18 protein-coding genes are annotated in these 17,273 nt (G+C 65.1%); 13 read left to right on the forward strand and 5 right to left on the reverse strand.

Going from position 1 to position 17,273, the window contains the following annotated elements:
* The first annotated feature begins 16 nt into the window (after positions 1–16).
* The 6 genes from MI302_RS01810 to trpD all read left to right on the forward strand — a co-directional run bounded on the left by MI302_RS01810 (position 17) and on the right by trpD (position 6,272).
* Positions 17–679, forward strand: coding sequence for a GntR family transcriptional regulator (locus MI302_RS01810; RefSeq protein ID WP_239726041.1), 663 nt, complete (start codon positions 17–19; stop codon positions 677–679).
* A complete protein-coding gene (locus MI302_RS01815; RefSeq protein WP_239726042.1) occupies positions 676–1,599 on the forward strand; it encodes a proline dehydrogenase in 924 nt (307 codons plus the stop codon). The genes MI302_RS01810 and MI302_RS01815 overlap by 4 nt, the downstream gene beginning before the upstream one ends.
* An 18-nt stretch (positions 1,600–1,617) precedes the next feature.
* Entirely contained in the window at positions 1,618–3,168 is a 1,551-nt protein-coding gene (pruA, locus tag MI302_RS01820; RefSeq protein ID WP_239726043.1) for an L-glutamate gamma-semialdehyde dehydrogenase, read from the forward strand.
* A 160-nt stretch (positions 3,169–3,328) separates the two neighbouring features.
* Positions 3,329–4,717: an anthranilate synthase component I gene (trpE, locus tag MI302_RS01825; RefSeq protein ID WP_239726044.1), complete on the forward strand. Its 1,389-nt coding sequence runs from the start codon at positions 3,329–3,331 to the stop codon at positions 4,715–4,717.
* Positions 4,714–5,295 carry an aminodeoxychorismate/anthranilate synthase component II gene (locus tag MI302_RS01830; protein ID WP_239726045.1) on the forward strand — a complete coding sequence of 194 codons (582 nt, stop codon included), beginning with the start codon at positions 4,714–4,716 and terminating at the stop codon, positions 5,293–5,295. The genes trpE and MI302_RS01830 overlap by 4 nt, the downstream gene beginning before the upstream one ends.
* Positions 5,283–6,272, forward strand: a complete 990-nt coding sequence (gene trpD, locus MI302_RS01835; RefSeq protein WP_239726046.1) for an anthranilate phosphoribosyltransferase — start codon at positions 5,283–5,285, stop codon at positions 6,270–6,272. The genes MI302_RS01830 and trpD overlap by 13 nt, the downstream gene beginning before the upstream one ends.
* 78 nt (positions 6,273–6,350) lie before the next feature.
* On the opposite strand, the gene MI302_RS01840 is transcribed toward trpD, so the two are convergent.
* From MI302_RS01840 to MI302_RS01860, 5 genes are read right to left on the reverse strand one after another with little or no spacing between them, the layout of a single operon-like run.
* Positions 6,351–7,577 carry an adenylosuccinate synthase gene (locus tag MI302_RS01840; protein ID WP_239726047.1) on the reverse strand — a complete coding sequence of 409 codons (1,227 nt, stop codon included), beginning with the start codon at positions 7,575–7,577 and terminating at the stop codon, positions 6,351–6,353.
* Between the two features lie 10 nt (positions 7,578–7,587).
* Entirely contained in the window at positions 7,588–8,256 is a 669-nt protein-coding gene (locus MI302_RS01845; RefSeq protein ID WP_239726048.1) for a queuosine precursor transporter, read from the reverse strand.
* A complete protein-coding gene (gene hpt / locus MI302_RS01850) occupies positions 8,253–8,789 on the reverse strand; it encodes a hypoxanthine phosphoribosyltransferase (protein WP_239726049.1) in 537 nt (178 codons plus the stop codon). Before hpt ends, MI302_RS01845 begins: the two co-directional genes overlap by 4 nt.
* 5 nt (positions 8,790–8,794) lie before the next feature.
* Positions 8,795–9,505, reverse strand: a complete 711-nt coding sequence (locus tag MI302_RS01855) for a pseudouridine synthase (RefSeq protein WP_239726050.1) — start codon at positions 9,503–9,505, stop codon at positions 8,795–8,797.
* 1 nt (position 9,506) lies between these two features.
* Entirely contained in the window at positions 9,507–10,292 is a 786-nt protein-coding gene (locus MI302_RS01860; RefSeq protein WP_239726051.1) for an enoyl-CoA hydratase/isomerase family protein, read from the reverse strand.
* 45 nt (positions 10,293–10,337) lie between these two features.
* On the opposite strand from MI302_RS01860, the gene truB reads away from it, so the two are divergent.
* The 7 genes from truB (at position 10,338) to MI302_RS01895 (ending at position 17,260) form a co-directional block, all read left to right on the forward strand.
* Positions 10,338–11,276 carry a tRNA pseudouridine(55) synthase TruB gene (truB, locus tag MI302_RS01865; RefSeq protein WP_239726052.1) on the forward strand — a complete coding sequence of 313 codons (939 nt, stop codon included), beginning with the start codon at positions 10,338–10,340 and terminating at the stop codon, positions 11,274–11,276.
* Position 11,277: 1 nt separating this feature from the next.
* Entirely contained in the window at positions 11,278–12,387 is a 1,110-nt protein-coding gene (ald, locus tag MI302_RS01870; RefSeq protein ID WP_239726053.1) for an alanine dehydrogenase, read from the forward strand.
* A gap of 1 nt (position 12,388) precedes the next feature.
* Complete coding sequence (locus tag MI302_RS01875; RefSeq protein ID WP_015718117.1) at positions 12,389–12,730, forward strand: Asp23/Gls24 family envelope stress response protein; 342 nt, start codon at positions 12,389–12,391, stop codon at positions 12,728–12,730.
* Entirely contained in the window at positions 12,723–14,288 is a 1,566-nt protein-coding gene (locus MI302_RS01880) for a DAK2 domain-containing protein (protein ID WP_239726054.1), read from the forward strand. Before MI302_RS01875 ends, MI302_RS01880 begins: the two co-directional genes overlap by 8 nt.
* A 377-nt stretch (positions 14,289–14,665) precedes the next feature.
* On the forward strand, positions 14,666–15,484 hold the full coding sequence (locus tag MI302_RS01885; RefSeq protein ID WP_239726055.1) for a hypothetical protein: 819 nt from the start codon (positions 14,666–14,668) through the stop codon (positions 15,482–15,484).
* A gap of 197 nt (positions 15,485–15,681) precedes the next feature.
* Positions 15,682–16,110: a 3D domain-containing protein gene (locus MI302_RS01890; protein WP_239726056.1), complete on the forward strand. Its 429-nt coding sequence runs from the start codon at positions 15,682–15,684 to the stop codon at positions 16,108–16,110.
* A gap of 28 nt (positions 16,111–16,138) precedes the next feature.
* The gene (locus MI302_RS01895) at positions 16,139–17,260 is read left to right on the forward strand and encodes an FtsX-like permease family protein (RefSeq protein ID WP_239726057.1); all 1,122 of its coding nucleotides are present in this window, start codon (positions 16,139–16,141) and stop codon (positions 17,258–17,260) included.
* The last annotated feature ends 13 nt before the right edge of the window (positions 17,261–17,273 follow it).

Genomic DNA, 17,273 nt, shown 5'->3' on the forward strand with positions numbered 1-17,273 from the left:
GCATCCTGTATACAGGATGCAGACCTTAGGCTTTCGCCGGCCCAACCAGGTGCGGGAGGCCGTGTACCGGCACCTCAAGGACCTTCTCCTCTCCGGGCGGTTCGCCCCTGGGGAAAGGCTTTCCGAGCCCCTCTTGGCCCAGGAGCTCGGGGTTTCCCGCACCCCCGTGCGGGAAGCCCTCATGCGCCTTGCCGAGGAGGGCCTGGTGGAGCTGGTGCCGGGCCGGGGGGCCAGGGTGCGGATCTTCAGCCCGGAGGAGGTGGAGGAGGTCTATGGGGTGCGGGCCCTTCTGGAAGGGGAAGCGGCCCGGGAGGCAGCCCTTAGGGCCACTCCTTGGGAGCTTGCCGACCTCGAGGCCCGCCTTGAAGCCATTGACGAAGCTCCCCCTGAGGACTACTCCGAGCAGATGCGCCGGGACCTGGAGTTCCACCGGGCCTTGGTGCGGCTTTCCGGGAACAAGACCCTCTACCGCCTCTACGAGGACCTCCTTTCCAGCCTGGCCCTGGTCCGGAGCACCCTGCCCACCCTTTCCCAGGAGGAGGCCACCCGCAAGGAGCACCAGGCCATCCTCGAGGCCCTGAGGAGGCGGGACCCCGAAGGGGCCAAAAGGGCGGTGGAGGCCCACGTGTACCGGTTCCGCGACCTGGTGGTGGCCAGGCTTAGGAAAGGAGGGATATGAACCTGGATTTGTTCTATCGGCAGGCGGTGCTTTCCGTGGCCGGGAACCCCAAGGTGGAGGCCCTCATCAAGACCCGGGCCAGGAGCTTGGTGCGGCGCTATGTGGCGGGGGAGACCTTGGAAGAAGCCCTCGTGGTAGCGGAAAGACTCGAGGCCCAGGGAGTCCACGCCATCTTGGACCTCCTGGGAGAAATGGTGAGAAGCGAGGAGGAGGCCCGCGCTTTCCAGAAGGGGATCCTGGAGCTCATCCGGGCGGTGGCCGGGCGCCCCTGGCCCAAATACGTGTCCTTAAAGCTTACCCAGCTTGGGCTGGACCTCTCCGAGGCCCTGACTTTGGAACTTCTTCGGGAAATGCTTAGGGAGGCGGAGCCCAAGGGGGTCTTCGTGCGGATAGACATGGAGGACTCTCCCCGGGTGGAGGCCACCCTGCGCATCTACAAGGCCTTGCGGGAGGAGGGCTTCAGCGGGGTGGGGGTGGTTTTGCAAAGCTACCTGTTCCGCACGGAAAAGGATTTCTGGGAGCTATTGCCTTACCGGCCCAACCTGCGCCTGGTGAAGGGAGCCTACCGGGAGCCCAAGGAGGTGGCCTTCCAGGATAAGCGCCTCATCGACGCCGAGTTTTTGCACCTGGGGAAGCTAGCCCTGAAGGAAGGGCTTTACGTGGCCTTCGCCACCCACGATCCCAGGCTCATCGCTGAGGTAAAGCGATACACCGGGGCCATGGGCATCCCCAAGGACCGCTTTGAGTTCCAGCTCCTCTACGGGGTGCGCCCCGAGGAGCAAAGGCGCCTGGCCCAGGAGGGCTACACCGTGCGTGCCTACGTGCCCTACGGCACCCACTGGTACCCCTACCTAAGCCGGCGCATCGCCGAACGGCCCGAAAACCTGTTTTTGGTGCTAAGGAGCCTCCTAGGAGGCTAAAGGAAAGGGAGGTAAGGCATGACGGTGGAACCTTTCCGCAACCAGCCCATAGAAACCTTCCAGACGGAGGAGGCCAAGCGGGAGATGCGGGAGGCCTTAAGGCGGGTTAGGGCCGAGTTTGGCCGCCATTATGGCCTCTACATCGATGGGGCCTGGGTGGATACCCAGGAGAAGATCCAGTCCCTAAACCCCTCGGCCCCCAGCGAGGTGGTGGGGAGCACCGCCAAGGCGGGGCTTTCCGAGGCGGAAGCCGCCCTGGAGGCGGCCTGGAGGGCCTTTAAAACCTGGAAGGACTGGCCCCAGGAGGACCGGAGCCGCCTCCTCCTAAAGGCGGCGGCCCTCATGAAAAGAAGGCGGCGGGAGCTGGAGGCCACCTTGGTCTACGAGATCGGCAAGAACTGGCTCGAGGCCAGTGCCGAGGTGGCCGAGGCCATTGACTTTCTGGAGTACTATGCCCGCCAGGCCCTCAAGTACAAGTACCCTTCCGTGGAGGTGGTGCCCTACCCCGGGGAGGATAACGAAAGCTTTTACATACCCTTGGGGGCTGGGGTGGTCATCGCCCCCTGGAACTTTCCCATCGCCATCTTCACCGGCATGCTGGCTGGGCCCGTGGCGGTGGGGAACACCGTGGTGGCCAAGCCCGCGGAGGACACGGTGGTCATCGCCGCCAAGGTCTTTGAGATCCTTCACGAGGCAGGCTTCCCCCCAGGGGTGGTGAACTTCCTGCCCGGCAAGGGAAGCGAGGTGGGGGCCTATCTGGTGGAGCATCCCAGGACCCGGTTCATCAACTTCACCGGGAGCCTCGAGGTGGGGCTTTGGATCCACGAGAGGGCGGCCAGGCTGGCCCCGGGCCAGCGCTGGATCAAGCGGGTATTCCTGGAGCTCGGTGGCAAGAACGCCATCATTGTGGATGAAACCGCCGATTTTGACGCGGCCACCGAGGGCATCCTCATCTCCGCCTACGGCTTCCAGGGGCAGAAGTGCTCGGCAGCAAGCCGGCTCATCGTCACGGAGAAGGCCTTTGAGCCCTTGATGGAAAGGGTTCTGAAGCGGGCCGAGCGCCTGGTGGTGGGCCCGGCCGAGGAGAACCCCGACCTGGGCCCTGTGGCCAGCAAGGCCCAGGAGAAAAAGATTCTTTCTTACATCGAGATCGGCAAGGGGGAAGGCCAGCTGGTCCTTGGGGGAGAGCGCCTGGAAGGGGAGGGCTACTTCATCGCTCCCACCATCTTCACCGAGGTGTCCCCCACGGCCAAAATCGCCCAGGAGGAGATCTTCGGCCCCGTGCTTTCCGTGATCCGGGTAAAGGACTTCGGGGAGGCCCTCGAGGTGGCCAACAACACCGTCTACGGCCTCACGGGTGGGGTTTACTCCCGCAAGCGGGAGCACCTGGAGCGGGCCAGGCGGGAGTTCCACGTGGGAAACCTCTACTTCAACCGCAAGATCACCGGGGCCCTGGTGGGCGTGCAGCCCTTTGGCGGCTTCAACCTTTCCGGCACCGACACCAAGGCCGGGGGGCCCGATTACCTCCTGCACTTCCTGCAGATGAAGACGGTGGCCGAAAGGTTCTGAGGCTTCCTTGAGGCCCGGCTCCCCCTGGACGCCAGGGGGGGCTTGGGCTATTCTGGGAACATGAGCCCGCTTCCCGCCCTTTGGTGGCCCGGTTAGGTCCCCGGGGGCGGATGGGCGTGTTTCCCCGGGGCTAGGCCCCGGGGTTTTTGTAAGGAGCGGCATGGAAACCATAAGGCCTTTTCGCAAAACCCTCTTGGCGGACCTGGAAACCCCGGTGACCGCTTACCTGAAGCTTTCGGAGAAGGCCCCGGTGAGCTTTCTTCTGGAGTCGGTGGAGCGGGGAAGGCAAAGCCGCTTTTCCATCATCGGGGTGGGGGCCCGGCGGACCTTCCGCCTGAAGGACGGGATTTTCACCGTAAACGGGGAAAGGGTGGAAACCCGGGATCCCTTGCGCACCCTTTACGAGGCAGTTCACGCTCCCATGGAGCGGCATCCCGACCTGCCCCCCTTCTTTGGGGGGGTGGTGGGGTACGCCGCCTACGACCTCATCCGCTCCTACGAGCGCCTGCCCTCCCTCAAGCCCGACGACCTGGGCCTCCCCGACCTCCTCTTCGTGGAGCCCGAGGTGGTGGCGGTCTTTGACCACCTGAAAAACCTCCTGCACCTGGTGGCCCCGGGGCAGGACCTCGAGGAGGCCGAAGCCCGCCTTCTTTGGGCCGAGAAAAGGCTTAAGGGTCCCTTGCCGGGGGTGCCGGGGGAGAGGCCGGGGGGGAGGGCCCGCTTTGAGCCCGACATGAGCCGGGAGGAGTACTTAAGGGCGGTGGAAAGGGCCTTGGAGTACATCCGCGCTGGGGACATCTTCCAGGTGGTCCTCTCCCTACGGCTTTCCTCCCCTCTTACCGTGCATCCCTTTGCCCTATACCGGGCCCTGAGGAGCGTGAACCCTAGCCCTTACATGGGCTACCTGGACCTGGGGGAGGTGGTCTTGGTTTCGGCGAGCCCCGAAAGCCTCCTCCGCTCCGATGGCCGCAAGGTGGTCACCAGGCCCATCGCCGGCACCCGGCCCCGGGGAAAGGACGAGGAGGAGGACAGGAGGCTTGCGGAGGAGCTTCTTAAGGACGAGAAGGAAAGGGCCGAGCACGTGATGCTCCTGGACCTTTCCCGCAACGACATCGGCCGGGTTTCCGCCTTCGGCACGGTGCGGGTCCTGGAGCCTTTGCACGTGGAGTACTACTCCCACGTGATGCACCTGGTGTCCACGGTGGAAGGGATGTTGGCGGAGGGCAAGACCCCCTTGGACGCCTTGGCCAGCGTCCTTCCCATGGGCACGGTCTCGGGGGCTCCCAAGATCCGGGCCATGGAGATCATCGAGGAGCTGGAGCCCCACCGCCGGGGGCCCTATGGGGGAAGCTTTGGGTATCTGGCCTACGATGGGGCCATGGACGTGGCCTTGACCCTGCGTACCTTTGTGATCGCGGGTGGGTGGATGCACGTGCAGGCGGGGGCGGGCATTGTGGCGGACTCGGTGCCGGAAAGGGAGTACGAGGAGTGCTGGAACAAGGCGAAGGCCCTTTTGAAGGCGGTGGAGATGGCGGAGGAGGGGCTATGAGGGTTTTGGTGATCGACAACTACGATAGCTTCACCTACAACCTGGTCCAGTACCTGGGGGAGCTTGGGGCAAGCCCCGTGGTTTGGCGGAACGACCGGTTCGCCCTCGAGGAGGTGGAGGCCTTAAATCCCGACCGCATCCTCATAAGCCCCGGCCCCTGCACCCCCTTGGAGGCGGGGCTTTCCCTGCCCTTGATCGGCCGCTACGCTCCCCGCTACCCCATCCTGGGGGTCTGCCTGGGGCACCAGGCTATCGGCATGGCCTTTGGGGGGAAGGTGGTGCCCGCCCCCATCGTCATGCACGGAAAGGTGAGCGAGATCCACCACGACGGCACCGGCATCTTCCGGGGTCTTCCCAACCCCTTCCCCGCCACCCGCTACCACTCCTTGGTGGTGGAGGCGGTGCCGGAGGAGCTTTTGGTGAACGCCTGGGTGGAGGAGGCGGGAGGGAGGACGGTGATGGGTTTCCGCCACCGCCAGTACCCCACCCACGGGGTGCAGTTCCACCCGGAAAGCTACCTGACGGAAGCGGGTAAGATCATCCTTAAGAACTTTCTGGAGGACCCATGGACGCGGTAAGAAAGGCGCTTTTGGGGGAGGTGCTCACCGAGGAAGAGGCCTACGGGCTCATGCAGGCCATGATGGCCGGGGAGCTTTCCCCCGTGCAGGTGGCGGGGGTGCTCACCGCCATGGCCCTGAGGGGGGAGACCCCCTCGGAGATCGCCGCCATGGCCCGGGCCATGCGGGAAGCGGCCCGGCGCATTCCCGTAAGCCGCAGGCCGCTTTTGGACATCGTGGGCACCGGGGGGGATCACAAGGGGCTTTTGAACCTCTCCACCCTGGGGGCCTTGGTGGCGGCGGCGGGAGGGGTGGCGGTGGCCAAGCACGGAAACCGGGCGGCCAGCTCAAGGGCGGGCTCGGCGGACCTCCTCGAGGCCCTGGGGGTCAACCTGGAGGCTTCCCCTGAGCGGGTGGGGGAGGCCATTGAGGCGCTGGGCTTTGGTTTCCTCTTCGCCCGGGTTTTCCACCCCGCCATGCGCCACGTGGCCCCCGTGAGGGCCGAGCTGGGTATTCGCACGGTCTTTAACCTCCTGGGCCCCCTCACCAACCCTGCGGGGGCCGACCGGTATGTGCTCGGGGTCTTTAGCCCCGACTGGCTTTCCCCCATGGCCGAGGCCTTGAACCACCTGGGGGCCAAGGGGCTTGTGGTCCACGGGGAAGGGGCGGACGAGCTCATCCTGGGGGAGAACCAGGTGGTGGAGGTGGGAAGGGGGGCCTACACCCTTACTCCTGAGGAAGTGGGGCTTGAGCGCCTGCCCCTCGAGGCCCTAAAGGGCGGCTCCCCAGTGGAGAACGCCGAGCTGGCCAAAAGGATCCTAAGGGGGGAGGAGAAAGGCCCTCACGCCCAAGGGGTGGCCCTGGCAGCGGGGGCGGGCTTCTACGCGGCGGGCAAGGTGGCCACCCTGCGGGAGGGGGTGCGCCTGGCCCAGGAGGTCCTGGCCTCCGGGGAGGCCTACGGGCTTTTGGAGCGGTACGTGGCCTTCTTAAGGGGGTAGGGCCCTGGAGACAGGCTTGCGGAAGGGATCTGCCAGGGCCTCCCACCCTGGCGAAAGCCAAGGTGGGTTGGGGTGGCCTTAGACCCAGCTCACCGCCCCGAAGGTGTCCTCCCGTCTTGGGCTTGTGGAGAAGAGGACCACGGGTACCCCGGTGTACTCCTCGATGAGCTCCAGGTAGCGCCTTAAGGATGGGGGAAGGCCCTCCCGGCTTCGCACCCCGGAAAGGTCCCCCCAGCCCTCCAGCTCCAGGTAGCGCACCGCCTCAGGGCTCGCCTCCCCGGGCCGGGCCCCATCCAGGTATTCCACCGCCACCTTCACCTTTTCCAGCCCGGAAAGCACATCCAGCTTGGTGATGGCCAGGCCGTCAAAGCCGTTCACCTCACAGGCGTACTTGAGGGCCACCAGGTCCAGCCAGCCCACCCGCCTGGGCCTGCCCGTGGTGGTGCCGTACTCCCCGCCCCTTTCCCTTAAGTAATGGGCCAAGTCCCCTTGGAGCTCCGTGGGGAAAGGACCCTCCCCCACCCGGGTGGCGTAGGCCTTGGCCACCCCGTAGACCTTGGTGATGGCCTTGTGGTTAAGCCCCGTGCCCACCAGGATGCCTCCCACGGTGGGGTGGGAGCTGGTCACATAGGGGTAGGTGCCGTAGTTGAGGTCCAAAAGGGTGGCCTGGGCCCCCTCAAAGAGAAGGCGCTTGCCCCGCTTCAGGGCCTCCCGCAAGAGGCTTCCGGTGTCCGCCACAAAGGGGGCCAGGATCTCCCGCATCCGATAGAGGTCGGCCAGGGCCTTTTCCTCCGTGTCCCAGCCCGCTTCCCGGGTGGAGTTGGGCTTTTCCAAAAGAAGGCGGCGCACCCGTTCCCTTAACACCTCCTCCTTTAGGAGGTCCCCAGCCCGGATCCCCACCCTCCTGGCCCGGTCGGAGTAGGCGGGGCCGATGCCCCGACCGGTGGTGTCCACGAAGTTATGGCGGCTTTCCACGTGCTTGTGGTGGGGAAGGACCAGGTGGGCCCGTTCCGAAACCAGCACCTGAGGGTTAAACCCCTCCTTTCTCAGGGCCGCAAGCTCCTCCTGGAAGCGGAAGGGATCTATGACCATCCCGTCCCCCAGGATGTTCACCGCATGGGGATGGATGACCCCCGAGGGCAGAAGGTTCAGCTTGAAGACCCGCCCCTCCGCCACCACCGTGTGGCCCGCGTTGGCCCCGCCTTGGTAGCGGATCACGTAGTCGGCTTCCTGGGCGAGGGCGTCCACCACCTTACCCTTGCCCTCGTCCCCCCACTGGGCTCCGATGATGGCGACTCCCGGCATCCCCTAAAGCTTACACCAAACGGAAGGGATTGAAGTCCGTATCCCGGTCGTAGACGTCAAGCCCTTCCACCCGCTTAAGGAAGCCCACCACCCCGTAGGTGATGGGGAGCATGAGGGCCTCCACCCCCACCTTGAACACGTAGTTGGAGAGGAAGACCGCAAGGAGCACCTCTTTGGGAAAGACCCCGTAGAAGGCCACCAGGAGGAAGATGCCCGTGTCCAGCCCCTGGCCCACCAGGGTGGAGGTGAGGGCCCTAAGCCAGAAAAAGCGCCCTTCCGTCTTCACCTTAAGCTTGGCCAGGACGTAGGCGTTGGCGAACTCCCCCACGAAGTAGGCCAGGAGGCTTCCCAGGACGATCCTGGGGGTAAGGCCCAGAAGGAGGCCGAAGGCCTCGGCATAGCGCTGGCTTTCCTCATCCTTGGGGGCGGGGAGGGCGGCTACCCCCTGGAAGGTGAGGGTGGCCAGGAGGAGGGCAAAAAAGCCGAGCCAGATCACCCGGCGGCTACGCCTATAGCCGTAGACCTCGGTGAGCACGTCCCCGAAGATGTAGGCCAGGGGGAAAAGCAGGGTGCCGCCGTCAAAGGTGAAGGGCCCCAGCACCACCAGCTTGGTGGAGGCCACGTTGGAAACCAAAAGCACGGCGGCGAAGAGAACGGCGATCAGGTCCAGGTACTTCATTCTTCCTCCGGGCGGATGGAGGTGATGAAGGGCAGGTTGCGGTCAAACTGGGCCCGGTCCAGGCCGTAGCCGTAGACGTAGGCGTCCTCGATCTCAAAGCCCAGGTAGTGGATGGGCACCTCCACCTGGCGCCGGCTGGGCTTGGAGAGGAGGGCGGCCACCCGCACCGAGGCGGGTTTGCGGGCCTCGAGGTAGTCCAGGAGGTAGGTGAGGGTGAGCCCGGTGTCCACGATGTCCTCCACCACGATCACCTCCCGGCCATGGATGGGCAGGCGGAGGTCCTTCAAAAGCTCCACCTCACCGCTAGACTTGAAGGCGTTCCCGTAGGAGCTGATGGCGATGAAGTCCAGGGTGAGGGGGAGGGGGATGGCCCTGACCAAGTCGGCCATGAAGATGAAGGCCCCGTTCAACACGCAGATGAGGTGGGGGGTTTTCCCCTGGTAGTCCTGGGCGATCTGGGCTCCCAGCTCTTTTACCCGCTTCTCTATGGCTTCGGCTGGGATTTGCACGGGTCCGTTCCCCGCAGTGAACATGGCCCTTATTCTACTGGGGTTTCCCGTAAAAGGGCTTCCACCTCCCTTGGCGAAAGTCGCCGCCACTTCCCCGGGGGTAGGTGGCCCAAGCGGATGGGGCCTACCTGGAGCCTTATGAGGCGCTTCACCGGGTAGCCCACCGCTTGCAGCATACGCCGCACCTCCCGCTTCCGGCCTTCCGCCAGGGTGAGAAGGGCTCCTCCGGGGGCCGGGCGGCAGGCCAGGGCCCGGGCAGGGCCATCCTCGAGGTCCACTCCCTCTAAAAGCCGCTGACAAATGGCCAGGGGTAGGGTGCCCCTTTCGGTATAGACCCGGTAGACCTTCTTGACCCCGTAGCGGGGGTGGGTGAGGCGGAGGGTCAGGTGGCCGTCGTTGGTGAGGAGGAGGAGCCCCTCCGAGTCCCGGTCCAGGCGGCCTATGGGGTGCAGGCCCGGGATACTGGGCAGAAGGTCATAGACCGTCTTTTGGGCGTGGGGGTCATGGCGGGTGGTGGTGTAGCCCCTGGGCTTGTGGAGGGCGAGGACGATCCTTTCCCGGGGGGGTTCCACGGGTTTCCCGTCCACCTCCACCACATCCCCCGGGTTCACCTTTTGCCCCAAGACGGCCACCTTTCCGTTCACCCGCACCCGGCCTTGGCGGATAAGCTCCTCCGCCTTCCTGCGGCTTCCCACGCCGGCGCGGGCCAGGAAGGCCTGTAGGCGCAGGGGTTTCTCCATGCTAGAACTGGGGTTTGCGCTTTTCCTTAAGCGCCCGTAGCCCTTCTTCCAATGCTTCTCCTTGGAACCCCAAAAACTCCAGGGCCAAGGACACCTCAAAGTGGGGCACGAAGGTGCGGAACCAGTTGTTCAGGGCGTGCTTGGTGAGGCTTAGGGCCTCCTTAGGGCCTTCGGCCAGGCGCGTGGCCACCTCGAGGGCCTTTTCGTACACCTTATCATCCTCCACAGCCAGGGCCACCAGGCCCAGCCGCTCCGCTTCTTCCCCGGTGAGGGGTTCATTGAGGAGGAGGTGGTACTTGGCCTTGGCCATGCCCACCAGGAGGGGCCACAGGAGGACCGCATGGTCCCCGGCTGCCACCCCAAGCCTAAGGTGACCGTCCAGAAGCCTGGCCTTCTTGCCCACCACCACCACGTCGCTGGCCAGAGCCAAGGCCAGCCCCGCTCCCACCGCCACCCCCTCCACCGCGGCCACCACCGGCCTGGGGAAGTCCATGGGCCCGAGCACCAGCTCCCTCGCCTCCCAAAAGACCCGCATCAAGGCTTGGTGGGAGGAGCGCATCTCCTCGATGAGGGCGAAGGAACCCCCGGCGGAGAAGACCCCACCCTCGCCCCTCAAAAGAACGGCCTTAACTTCCTCGAGCTCCCCTAAGTCCCGCCAGATGCGGGCCAGGTCCCGGTGGGCTTCGGGGCCCAAGGCGTTGAGTTTTCCCCCCCGCAGGGTGATCTCCAGCACCCCGGGCCGGGGCCAGGTGAAGGAAAGGCTGGGGTAACGGCCTTCTAGGTCCATGCCTCCATTCTTTCCCCTGGCGGGTGGTGATACAATCCCCTAGGCATGGCCCTCTATGCGGTGGACAAGCCCCTCCACCTCACCTCCCATGATGCGGTGGAGGAGGCGAGGCGCCTTCTTGGTACCCGCCGGGTGGGGCATACGGGAACCCTGGACCCCCTGGCCACGGGCCTTCTCCTTCTGGTTTCCGACGAGAGCACCAAGCTGGTTCCCTTCCTCTCGGGGGAGGACAAGGAGTACATCGCTTGGGTTTCCTTCGGGGCCACCACCCCCACCCTGGATGCGGAAGGGCCGGTGAGCGAGGAAGCGCCGGTGCGCTTTGACCGCAAGGACTTGGAAAGCGTTCTCCCTTCCTTTTTGAAGCTCAAGGAGCAGGTGCCTCCCCTCTACTCCGCCATTAAGGTGGGGGGGAAAAGGGCCTACGAGGCCGCTCGGGAGGGGAAGCCCTTGGAGCTTGGCCCGAGGCCGGTAAAGTACCTGGAGGTGGAACTCCTGGCCTTGGACCCCGAGCCCATACCCCATCCCATCGCTCCTTCGGCCAAGGGCTGGCGGCTTGCGGAAAAGGGCGGGCGCAAGGTGGAACTTCCCAAGCCCTTGGGTCCTTACCCCACCGCGGTGATCCGCCTGGTGGTGGGCCCCGGCACCTACGTGCGGGCCTTTGCCCGGGACCTGGGGGAAAAGCTCAAGACCAAGGCTTTCCTTTCCGGGCTGGTGCGCACCCGTATCGGCAAGGTGGGGCTGGAGCGGGCGGTGAAGCTTTCCGAACTCTCCCCGGACAAGGCCATCCCCGAGACCGATGTCCTGCCCTTTCCGGTGGTGGAGCTCTCCCACACCGAGGCCCGGCGGGTGCTGGAAGGGGTGCCCTTGCCCATCCCCGCCTTGGGCTATGTGGCCTTGGTGGACTCCCGGAGAAGGCTTCTGGCCATCGCCGAGGGGGATGGCTTCAAACTCAAGATAAGGCGTGTCTTTGTCAAGGAGGCGTAGTATGGTGATCGGCGTACCCAAGGAGATCAAGACCCTGGAAAACCGCGTGGCCATGACCCCAGGTGGGGTGGAAAGCCTGGTCAAGCGGGGGCATACCGTCTTGGTGGAGCGGGGGGCGGGTGTGGGCTCCGGCCTATCCGATGCCGAGTACCAGCGGGCGGGGGCCGAGCTGGTGAGCCGGGAAGAGGCCTGGGGGGCAGAGATGGTGGTGAAGGTGAAGGAGCCCCTTCCCGAGGAGTACCCCTTCTTGCGGGAAGGGCTTATCCTCTTTACCTACCTGCACCTGGCCGCCGACCGCCTTCTCACCGAGGCCATGCTGCAAAGCGGGGTCACGGGGATAGCCTACGAAACCGTGCAGCTTCCCGATGGCTCCCTGCCCCTCCTGGTGCCCATGAGCGAGGTGGCGGGGCGCATGGCTCCCCAGGTGGGGGCCCAGTTCCTGGAGAAGCCCCACGGGGGGCGGGGGGTGCTTCTCGGGGGGGTTCCCGGGGTAGCCCCGGCCAGCGTGGTCATCCTGGGGGGTGGCACCGTGGGCACCAACGCCGCCAAGATCGCCTTGGGCATGGGGGCCCAGGTGACCATCCTGGACGTGAACCACAAGCGCCTCCAGTATCTGGACGATATCTTTGGGGGCCGGGTCATCACCCTCACCGCCACCGAGGCCAACATCAAGAAGAGCATCCAGCACGCCGACCTCCTCATCGGGGCGGTTTTGGTGCCGGGGGCCAAGGCCCCCAAGCTGGTCACCCGGGATATGCTTCCCCTCATGAAGGAGGGCTCGGTGATCGTGGATGTGGCCGTGGACCAGGGGGGATGTGTGGAAACCATCCGCCCCACCACCCACGCCGAGCCCACCTACGTGGTGGAGGGAGTGGTGCACTACGGGGTGGCCAACATGCCGGGGGCGGTGCCCAGGACCAGCACCTTCGCCCTCACCAACCAGACCCTCCCCTACGTGCTGAAGCTGGCGGAGAAGGGCCTTCAAGCCCTCCTGGAGGATGGCGCTCTTCTTAGGGGCTTGAACACCCATCGGGGCCTTCTCACCCATCCCGGGGTGGCGGAGGCCTTCGGCCTGCCCTATACTCCCCCGGAGGAGGCCCTAAGGAGGTAGGATGCAAGGACGGGTGACGGTAACCGAGGGGGCTTTAGCCTCCTTGCTGGCCCTGGCGGCCCACGAGGTGCCGGGGGTGGTGGGGATGGCTCCGGCAGGGCTTAAGGATCAGGTGGTGCGCATTCTGGGGCGGCAGGAGGCCAGCGAGGGCGTGGTGGTGCGCCAGGACCCGGCCAACCCGGGTAAGTACACGGCGGACTTCTACGTGGTGGTGGCGGTGGGGACCCGGATTCCCACGGTGGTGGAGTCCTTGGCGGAGCGGGTAGCCTTTGCTGCCAAAAAACTGGCCGGGGTGGAGCTTTCCCAGGTGCGGGTGCACGTGGTGGGGGTGGGGCGTGGGTAGCCTAAGGCCGGAGGAAGTGGCCGAGGCCTTCCGCTATGCCGCGGATTGGTTTTCCGTGTTCGTGGAGGAGATCAACGCCCTTAACGTCTATCCTGTCCCCGACGGGGATACGGGCACCAACATGCACCTCACCCTCCAGTCCGCCCGGCGGGAGCTGGATCTGGCCGACACCTCCAAGATGCCCGAGGTGGCCCGGGCCATCGCCTACGGGAGCCTTTTGGGAGCCCGGGGGAACAGCGGGGTGATCCTTTCCCAGATCCTGAAGGGGTTTAGCGAGGTCCTCCGCAAGAAGGAGGTGCTGGATGGCCCGGGACTGGCCGAGGCCCTACGCCTGGGGGCGGAAACCGGCTATAGGGCGGTGATGAAGCCGGTGGAGGGCACCATCCTCACCGTGGCCCGGGCGGCTGGGGAAGGGGCCAAGGGGGAGACCCTCGAGGAAACCCTGGAAAATGCCCTTGGTGCAGCCCAAAGGGCCCTGGAGAAGACCCCGGACCTCCTTCCCGTGCTGAAGCAGGCGGGGGTGGTGGACGCTGGGGGTGCGGGGTACGTGCGCTTTTTGGAAGGCATCCGGGGATACCTCCTTAGGCTTCCCCTGCCCGAGCCCCCCAAGGTGGAGCGGTACGCCCAGACCGCCTTCGCCACCGAGGAGTTCGGCTACTGCACGGAGTTCCTCATGAAGGGGGTGGAGGTGCCCATTGAGCGGATCCGGGAGGCGGTGGCGCCTTTCGGGGATTCCCTCTTGGTGGTGGGGGCCGAGGGGTATGTGAAGGGGCACATCCACACCGACGACCCCGATGGCCTCCTGGCCACCGTGGCCCGCTTCGGCCGCATGGTGCGCACCAAGGTGGAGGACATGACCGAGCAACACACGGAGATCCTGGCCATGGTGGGGGCAGGGGAGGAGGCCCCTCCCCCCACGGGCCTGGTGGTGGTGGCCCTGGGGCATGGCCCGAGTCGGGTCTTCCGCAGCCTGGGGGCCCGGGTGGTGGCGGGAGGACAGACGCAAAACCCCAGCGTGGAGGACCTGCTTTCCGCCATCAGGAGCGTGGCGAGCCCCAAGGTGATCCTCCTGCCCAACAACCCGAACGTCTTCCTGGCGGCGGAGAAGGCGGCGGAGCTCGCTAAGGAGCTAGGCAAAGAGGTGTATGTGCTCAAGACCCGCACCCTGGGCCAGGGCCTGGCGGCGGCGGTGCGCTACCTGCCCGAGGCGGAGGTGGAGGAGCTTCTTCCCGAGATGGAGGAGGCCCTGAAGGGGGCGGTGACCCTCGAGGTCACCTGGGCCAGCCGGGACGCCGAGGTGGATGGGGTCAAGGTCCTGAAGGATAAGCCCATCGGGCTTCTGGATGGCAGGCTGGTCCTCATGGGGGAAACCCCCGAGGAGGTGCTGGAGGGCCTTATCCGCCTGGCCGGGGAAGGTAAGGAGATCCTCACCCTTTTCCTGGGTCCCAACACCCCCAAGGAAAAGGCCGAGGAAGTGGCCAGGAAGTTCCCGGGGCTCGTGGTGGAGATCCTTCCCGGCGGGCCCGAGCTCTACGCCTACCTGGGGTTTTTGGAGTAGCGTGACGACTCCCCGGACTAAAGTCCGGGGCTTCTCGGGGTTTCCCCCGAAGGCCCCGTCCGGGCCCAGAAAGACCTTGACTCCGTATCGGCAGGCGAGCGCAATGCTTCTGGCTCTGCCACGGGTGTTCGTTTGGAGTTTTACCCATCGGACTACCCGATGGAACCCCCTACTCCAAGTTTCAAGGTCCACGGGGAACTTTGCCCCCAAGAACATTGTACCAAATCCGTGTCCACCTGTGGTGGATGTGGGGGAGTCCATGTATCCCCGGTTTAAAAACCGGGGGATTATAGCTCCCCCACACCCCCTCTTTTCTCTAAAGAAAGCTTAAGCTCCTTCCCCCTTTCCCTAGGTATCCTTAAGGAGAAGGGGGATTTATGTGGTGGGATAGGCCAGGAATAGCCAGGGGTTTTCTTGCCGGCCTTGTGGCCTTGGTGCTTACGGCCTGTAACCTGCAAGGCGCTCCACCGGTGAGCGGGGACCTGCCCGTAGGAGGGTATGCCATTGCCCAACTTCCCCCTGCCCAGGAAAGCGGTGGGGAGCTCCGCCCCGGGGTGAGGGTGTACCGTATCGTTCTTCCTCAGGATGGGGCGGTGCGGGTAAGTGCGGTTTCCGCCGATCTCCAACTAAGGGCCCAGCTTCGCCTGGTGCTTTTGGACCAACAGGGGGTGGTGCAGGCGGTGAGCGTGGCCCGGAACTGGTTTGCCGCCAGGCAGGAGCTTGCGCCCCTTTCCTTACGGCCCCAGATCACCACCGACCTCGGGTACCGCCTGAACTTTAAGGGCCAGGAAGGCCAGGTCTTTTACCTAAGGGTGGAAAACTACGCCTTAAGCAAGGACCAGGTGACCCTGTACGCCGACGCCTTTACCCCCAACCCTGCAGGAAACGGGGAAGCCTTCACCACCGGGACCAAGCAGGGGGCCATAGAGTTCGTGGGCGAGTTTGACCGCTATGACGTGGCCTCGGCCACGGGGTACCTGCGCCTTACCTACTCCGGTCCCTTGGACCTGGTGGCCCGCCTCTACCTTTCCCCCGCAGACCCCAACCCCCTGACCTTGGATCCCGTGATGAATTGCGCCCAGATCAGCCCAGCCACCCTTCTCGTGGTGCGTGACCGGGGTCTGGCCCGGGCCGGGTTTGACGAGGAGAATAGCGGGCGGTACAGCCTGGAGATCTCCTCTAACCCCTGTCCCTAAGCCCTTGAAGGATAACTGAGGGAGGACTAAAGGGAGCTAAGCATTTTCTCATGCTTCTTCTTGCCAGAGCGTCCCTTAGAGTGGGGAAATCTGAGTTTTTGTAAACGTTCTAATAGGCTTGGGGGGTAGCCAGGATGAGGCTACCCCCTCATCCTTCTCAGGAAGCTCCAGGATTGACCCGCATACTCAGGGGCGCTATGCGGGGTTTGCTGATCTTGCTCTTCTCTGCCCTGGCCGTTGCCGGGGCCTGGGCCCAGATGGCGGGCCAGAAGACCATGGTCCTCGAGGCCACCGCCTACACCTCCAGCGTGCGGGAGACCGACGCCACGCCTTTCATCACCGCCACGGGGATGCGTACCCGCCTGGGGGTTTTGGCGGTAAGTCCGGACCTCCTTAAGGTTTTGCCCTACGGCACCAAGGTGCGCCTTAAGGACCTGGGTTCCGTGTACGGCCGGGGCCGCGGGCAGTTTGACTACCTTTTCCGGGACCGCATCTTCGTGGTGGCCGACGTGATGCACCCCAGGATGCGGGAGAAGGTGGACGTCTGGCTTCCCGACCGGGCCACAGCCCTGCGCTTTGGCCGCAGGGTGGTGAGCCTCGAGGTGGTGGAGTACCCCAGGCGCTAAAGGCCAAGAGTTTCCTTATCCTTAGGGCGTGCGCTTCGCCTTCTTCCTGGCCCTGGCCCACCTTCGGCGTAGACCCCTGCAGACGGGGCTGGCCCTTTTGGGGGTGGGGGTGGGGGTGGCGGTCCTCCTCACCGCCCTTTCCCTCACCAATGGCTTTGTAAGCGGCCTGGTGCGGGCCACCTTGAAGGCCTATCCCCACCTGGTCCTCTTCAGCCTGAGCGAGGAGCTTCCCCCCTTTCCCACACGGGAACACCCGGAGGTGGAAGCCTACGCTCCCTTCGCCGCCACCAAGGCCCTTTTAACCCGTCCGGCGGAGGGCGCCAGGGGCCCGGGGGTGGACTTCGCCACCCTGGTGGGCCTGGGCCAAGGCGGGGAAGCCCTTTATCCGGAGCTGGGCTTAAGGCTGGAACCCGGGGGCATCTACCTGGGCTCGGCCCTGCAACAATCCCTGGGAGCCTTCGTGGGGGACAGGCTCTACGCCATGTCCGCCACCCAGGAGCGGGTGGAGCTAAGGGTCTTGGGGGCGTTTCGCACGGGAAACTACCTCCTGGACTCCGCCTATGCCTTCGTGGACCTGAAAACGGTGGAGAGGCTTTCCGGCATACGGGCCCAGGGGTACCAGGTGCGCCTTAAGGACCCCTGGCGGGCCAAGGAGATAGGGGTGGCCCTTGCCGGCACCCGTTTTTTCCCCCAGGCCTGGCAGGACACCCAGCGCACCCTTTTGGAGCAGCTTTCCCTGCAGAAGCGGGTCCTGGGCATCCTGATCTTCCTGATTGTGGCGGTGGCCGCCCTGGGGGTGGCCAACCTTCTGGTGTTCAAGGTGGTGGAGAAGACCCCCGAAATCGCCCTTCTTCGGGCCATGGGCGCCTCGAGGCTCACTGTGGGGATGGTCTTCGCCCTGGAAGGGATTTTTCTGGGAATCGGGGGGGTTCTTCTGGGCAATCTCTTGGGGTATCTTCTTTGCCTCTACCTTTCCCTCCGCCCGGTGGACCTTCCCGGGGAGCTTTACTTCCTCACCCACCTGCCCGTGGAGATGCGCCTTTCCGACTTCCTTCTGGTGAGCGGCGCAAGCCTGGTCGCCACCTTCCTTTCCGCCCTTTTGCCCCTCTTCCGGGCCCTAAGGGTCCAGCCCGGGGTGGTGCTCAGGTAGTTGCCAAAAAGAG

The sequence above is a fragment of the Thermus sp. NEB1569 genome (assembly GCF_022385295.1).
Lineage (GTDB): Bacteria > Deinococcota > Deinococci > Deinococcales > Thermaceae > Thermus > Thermus scotoductus.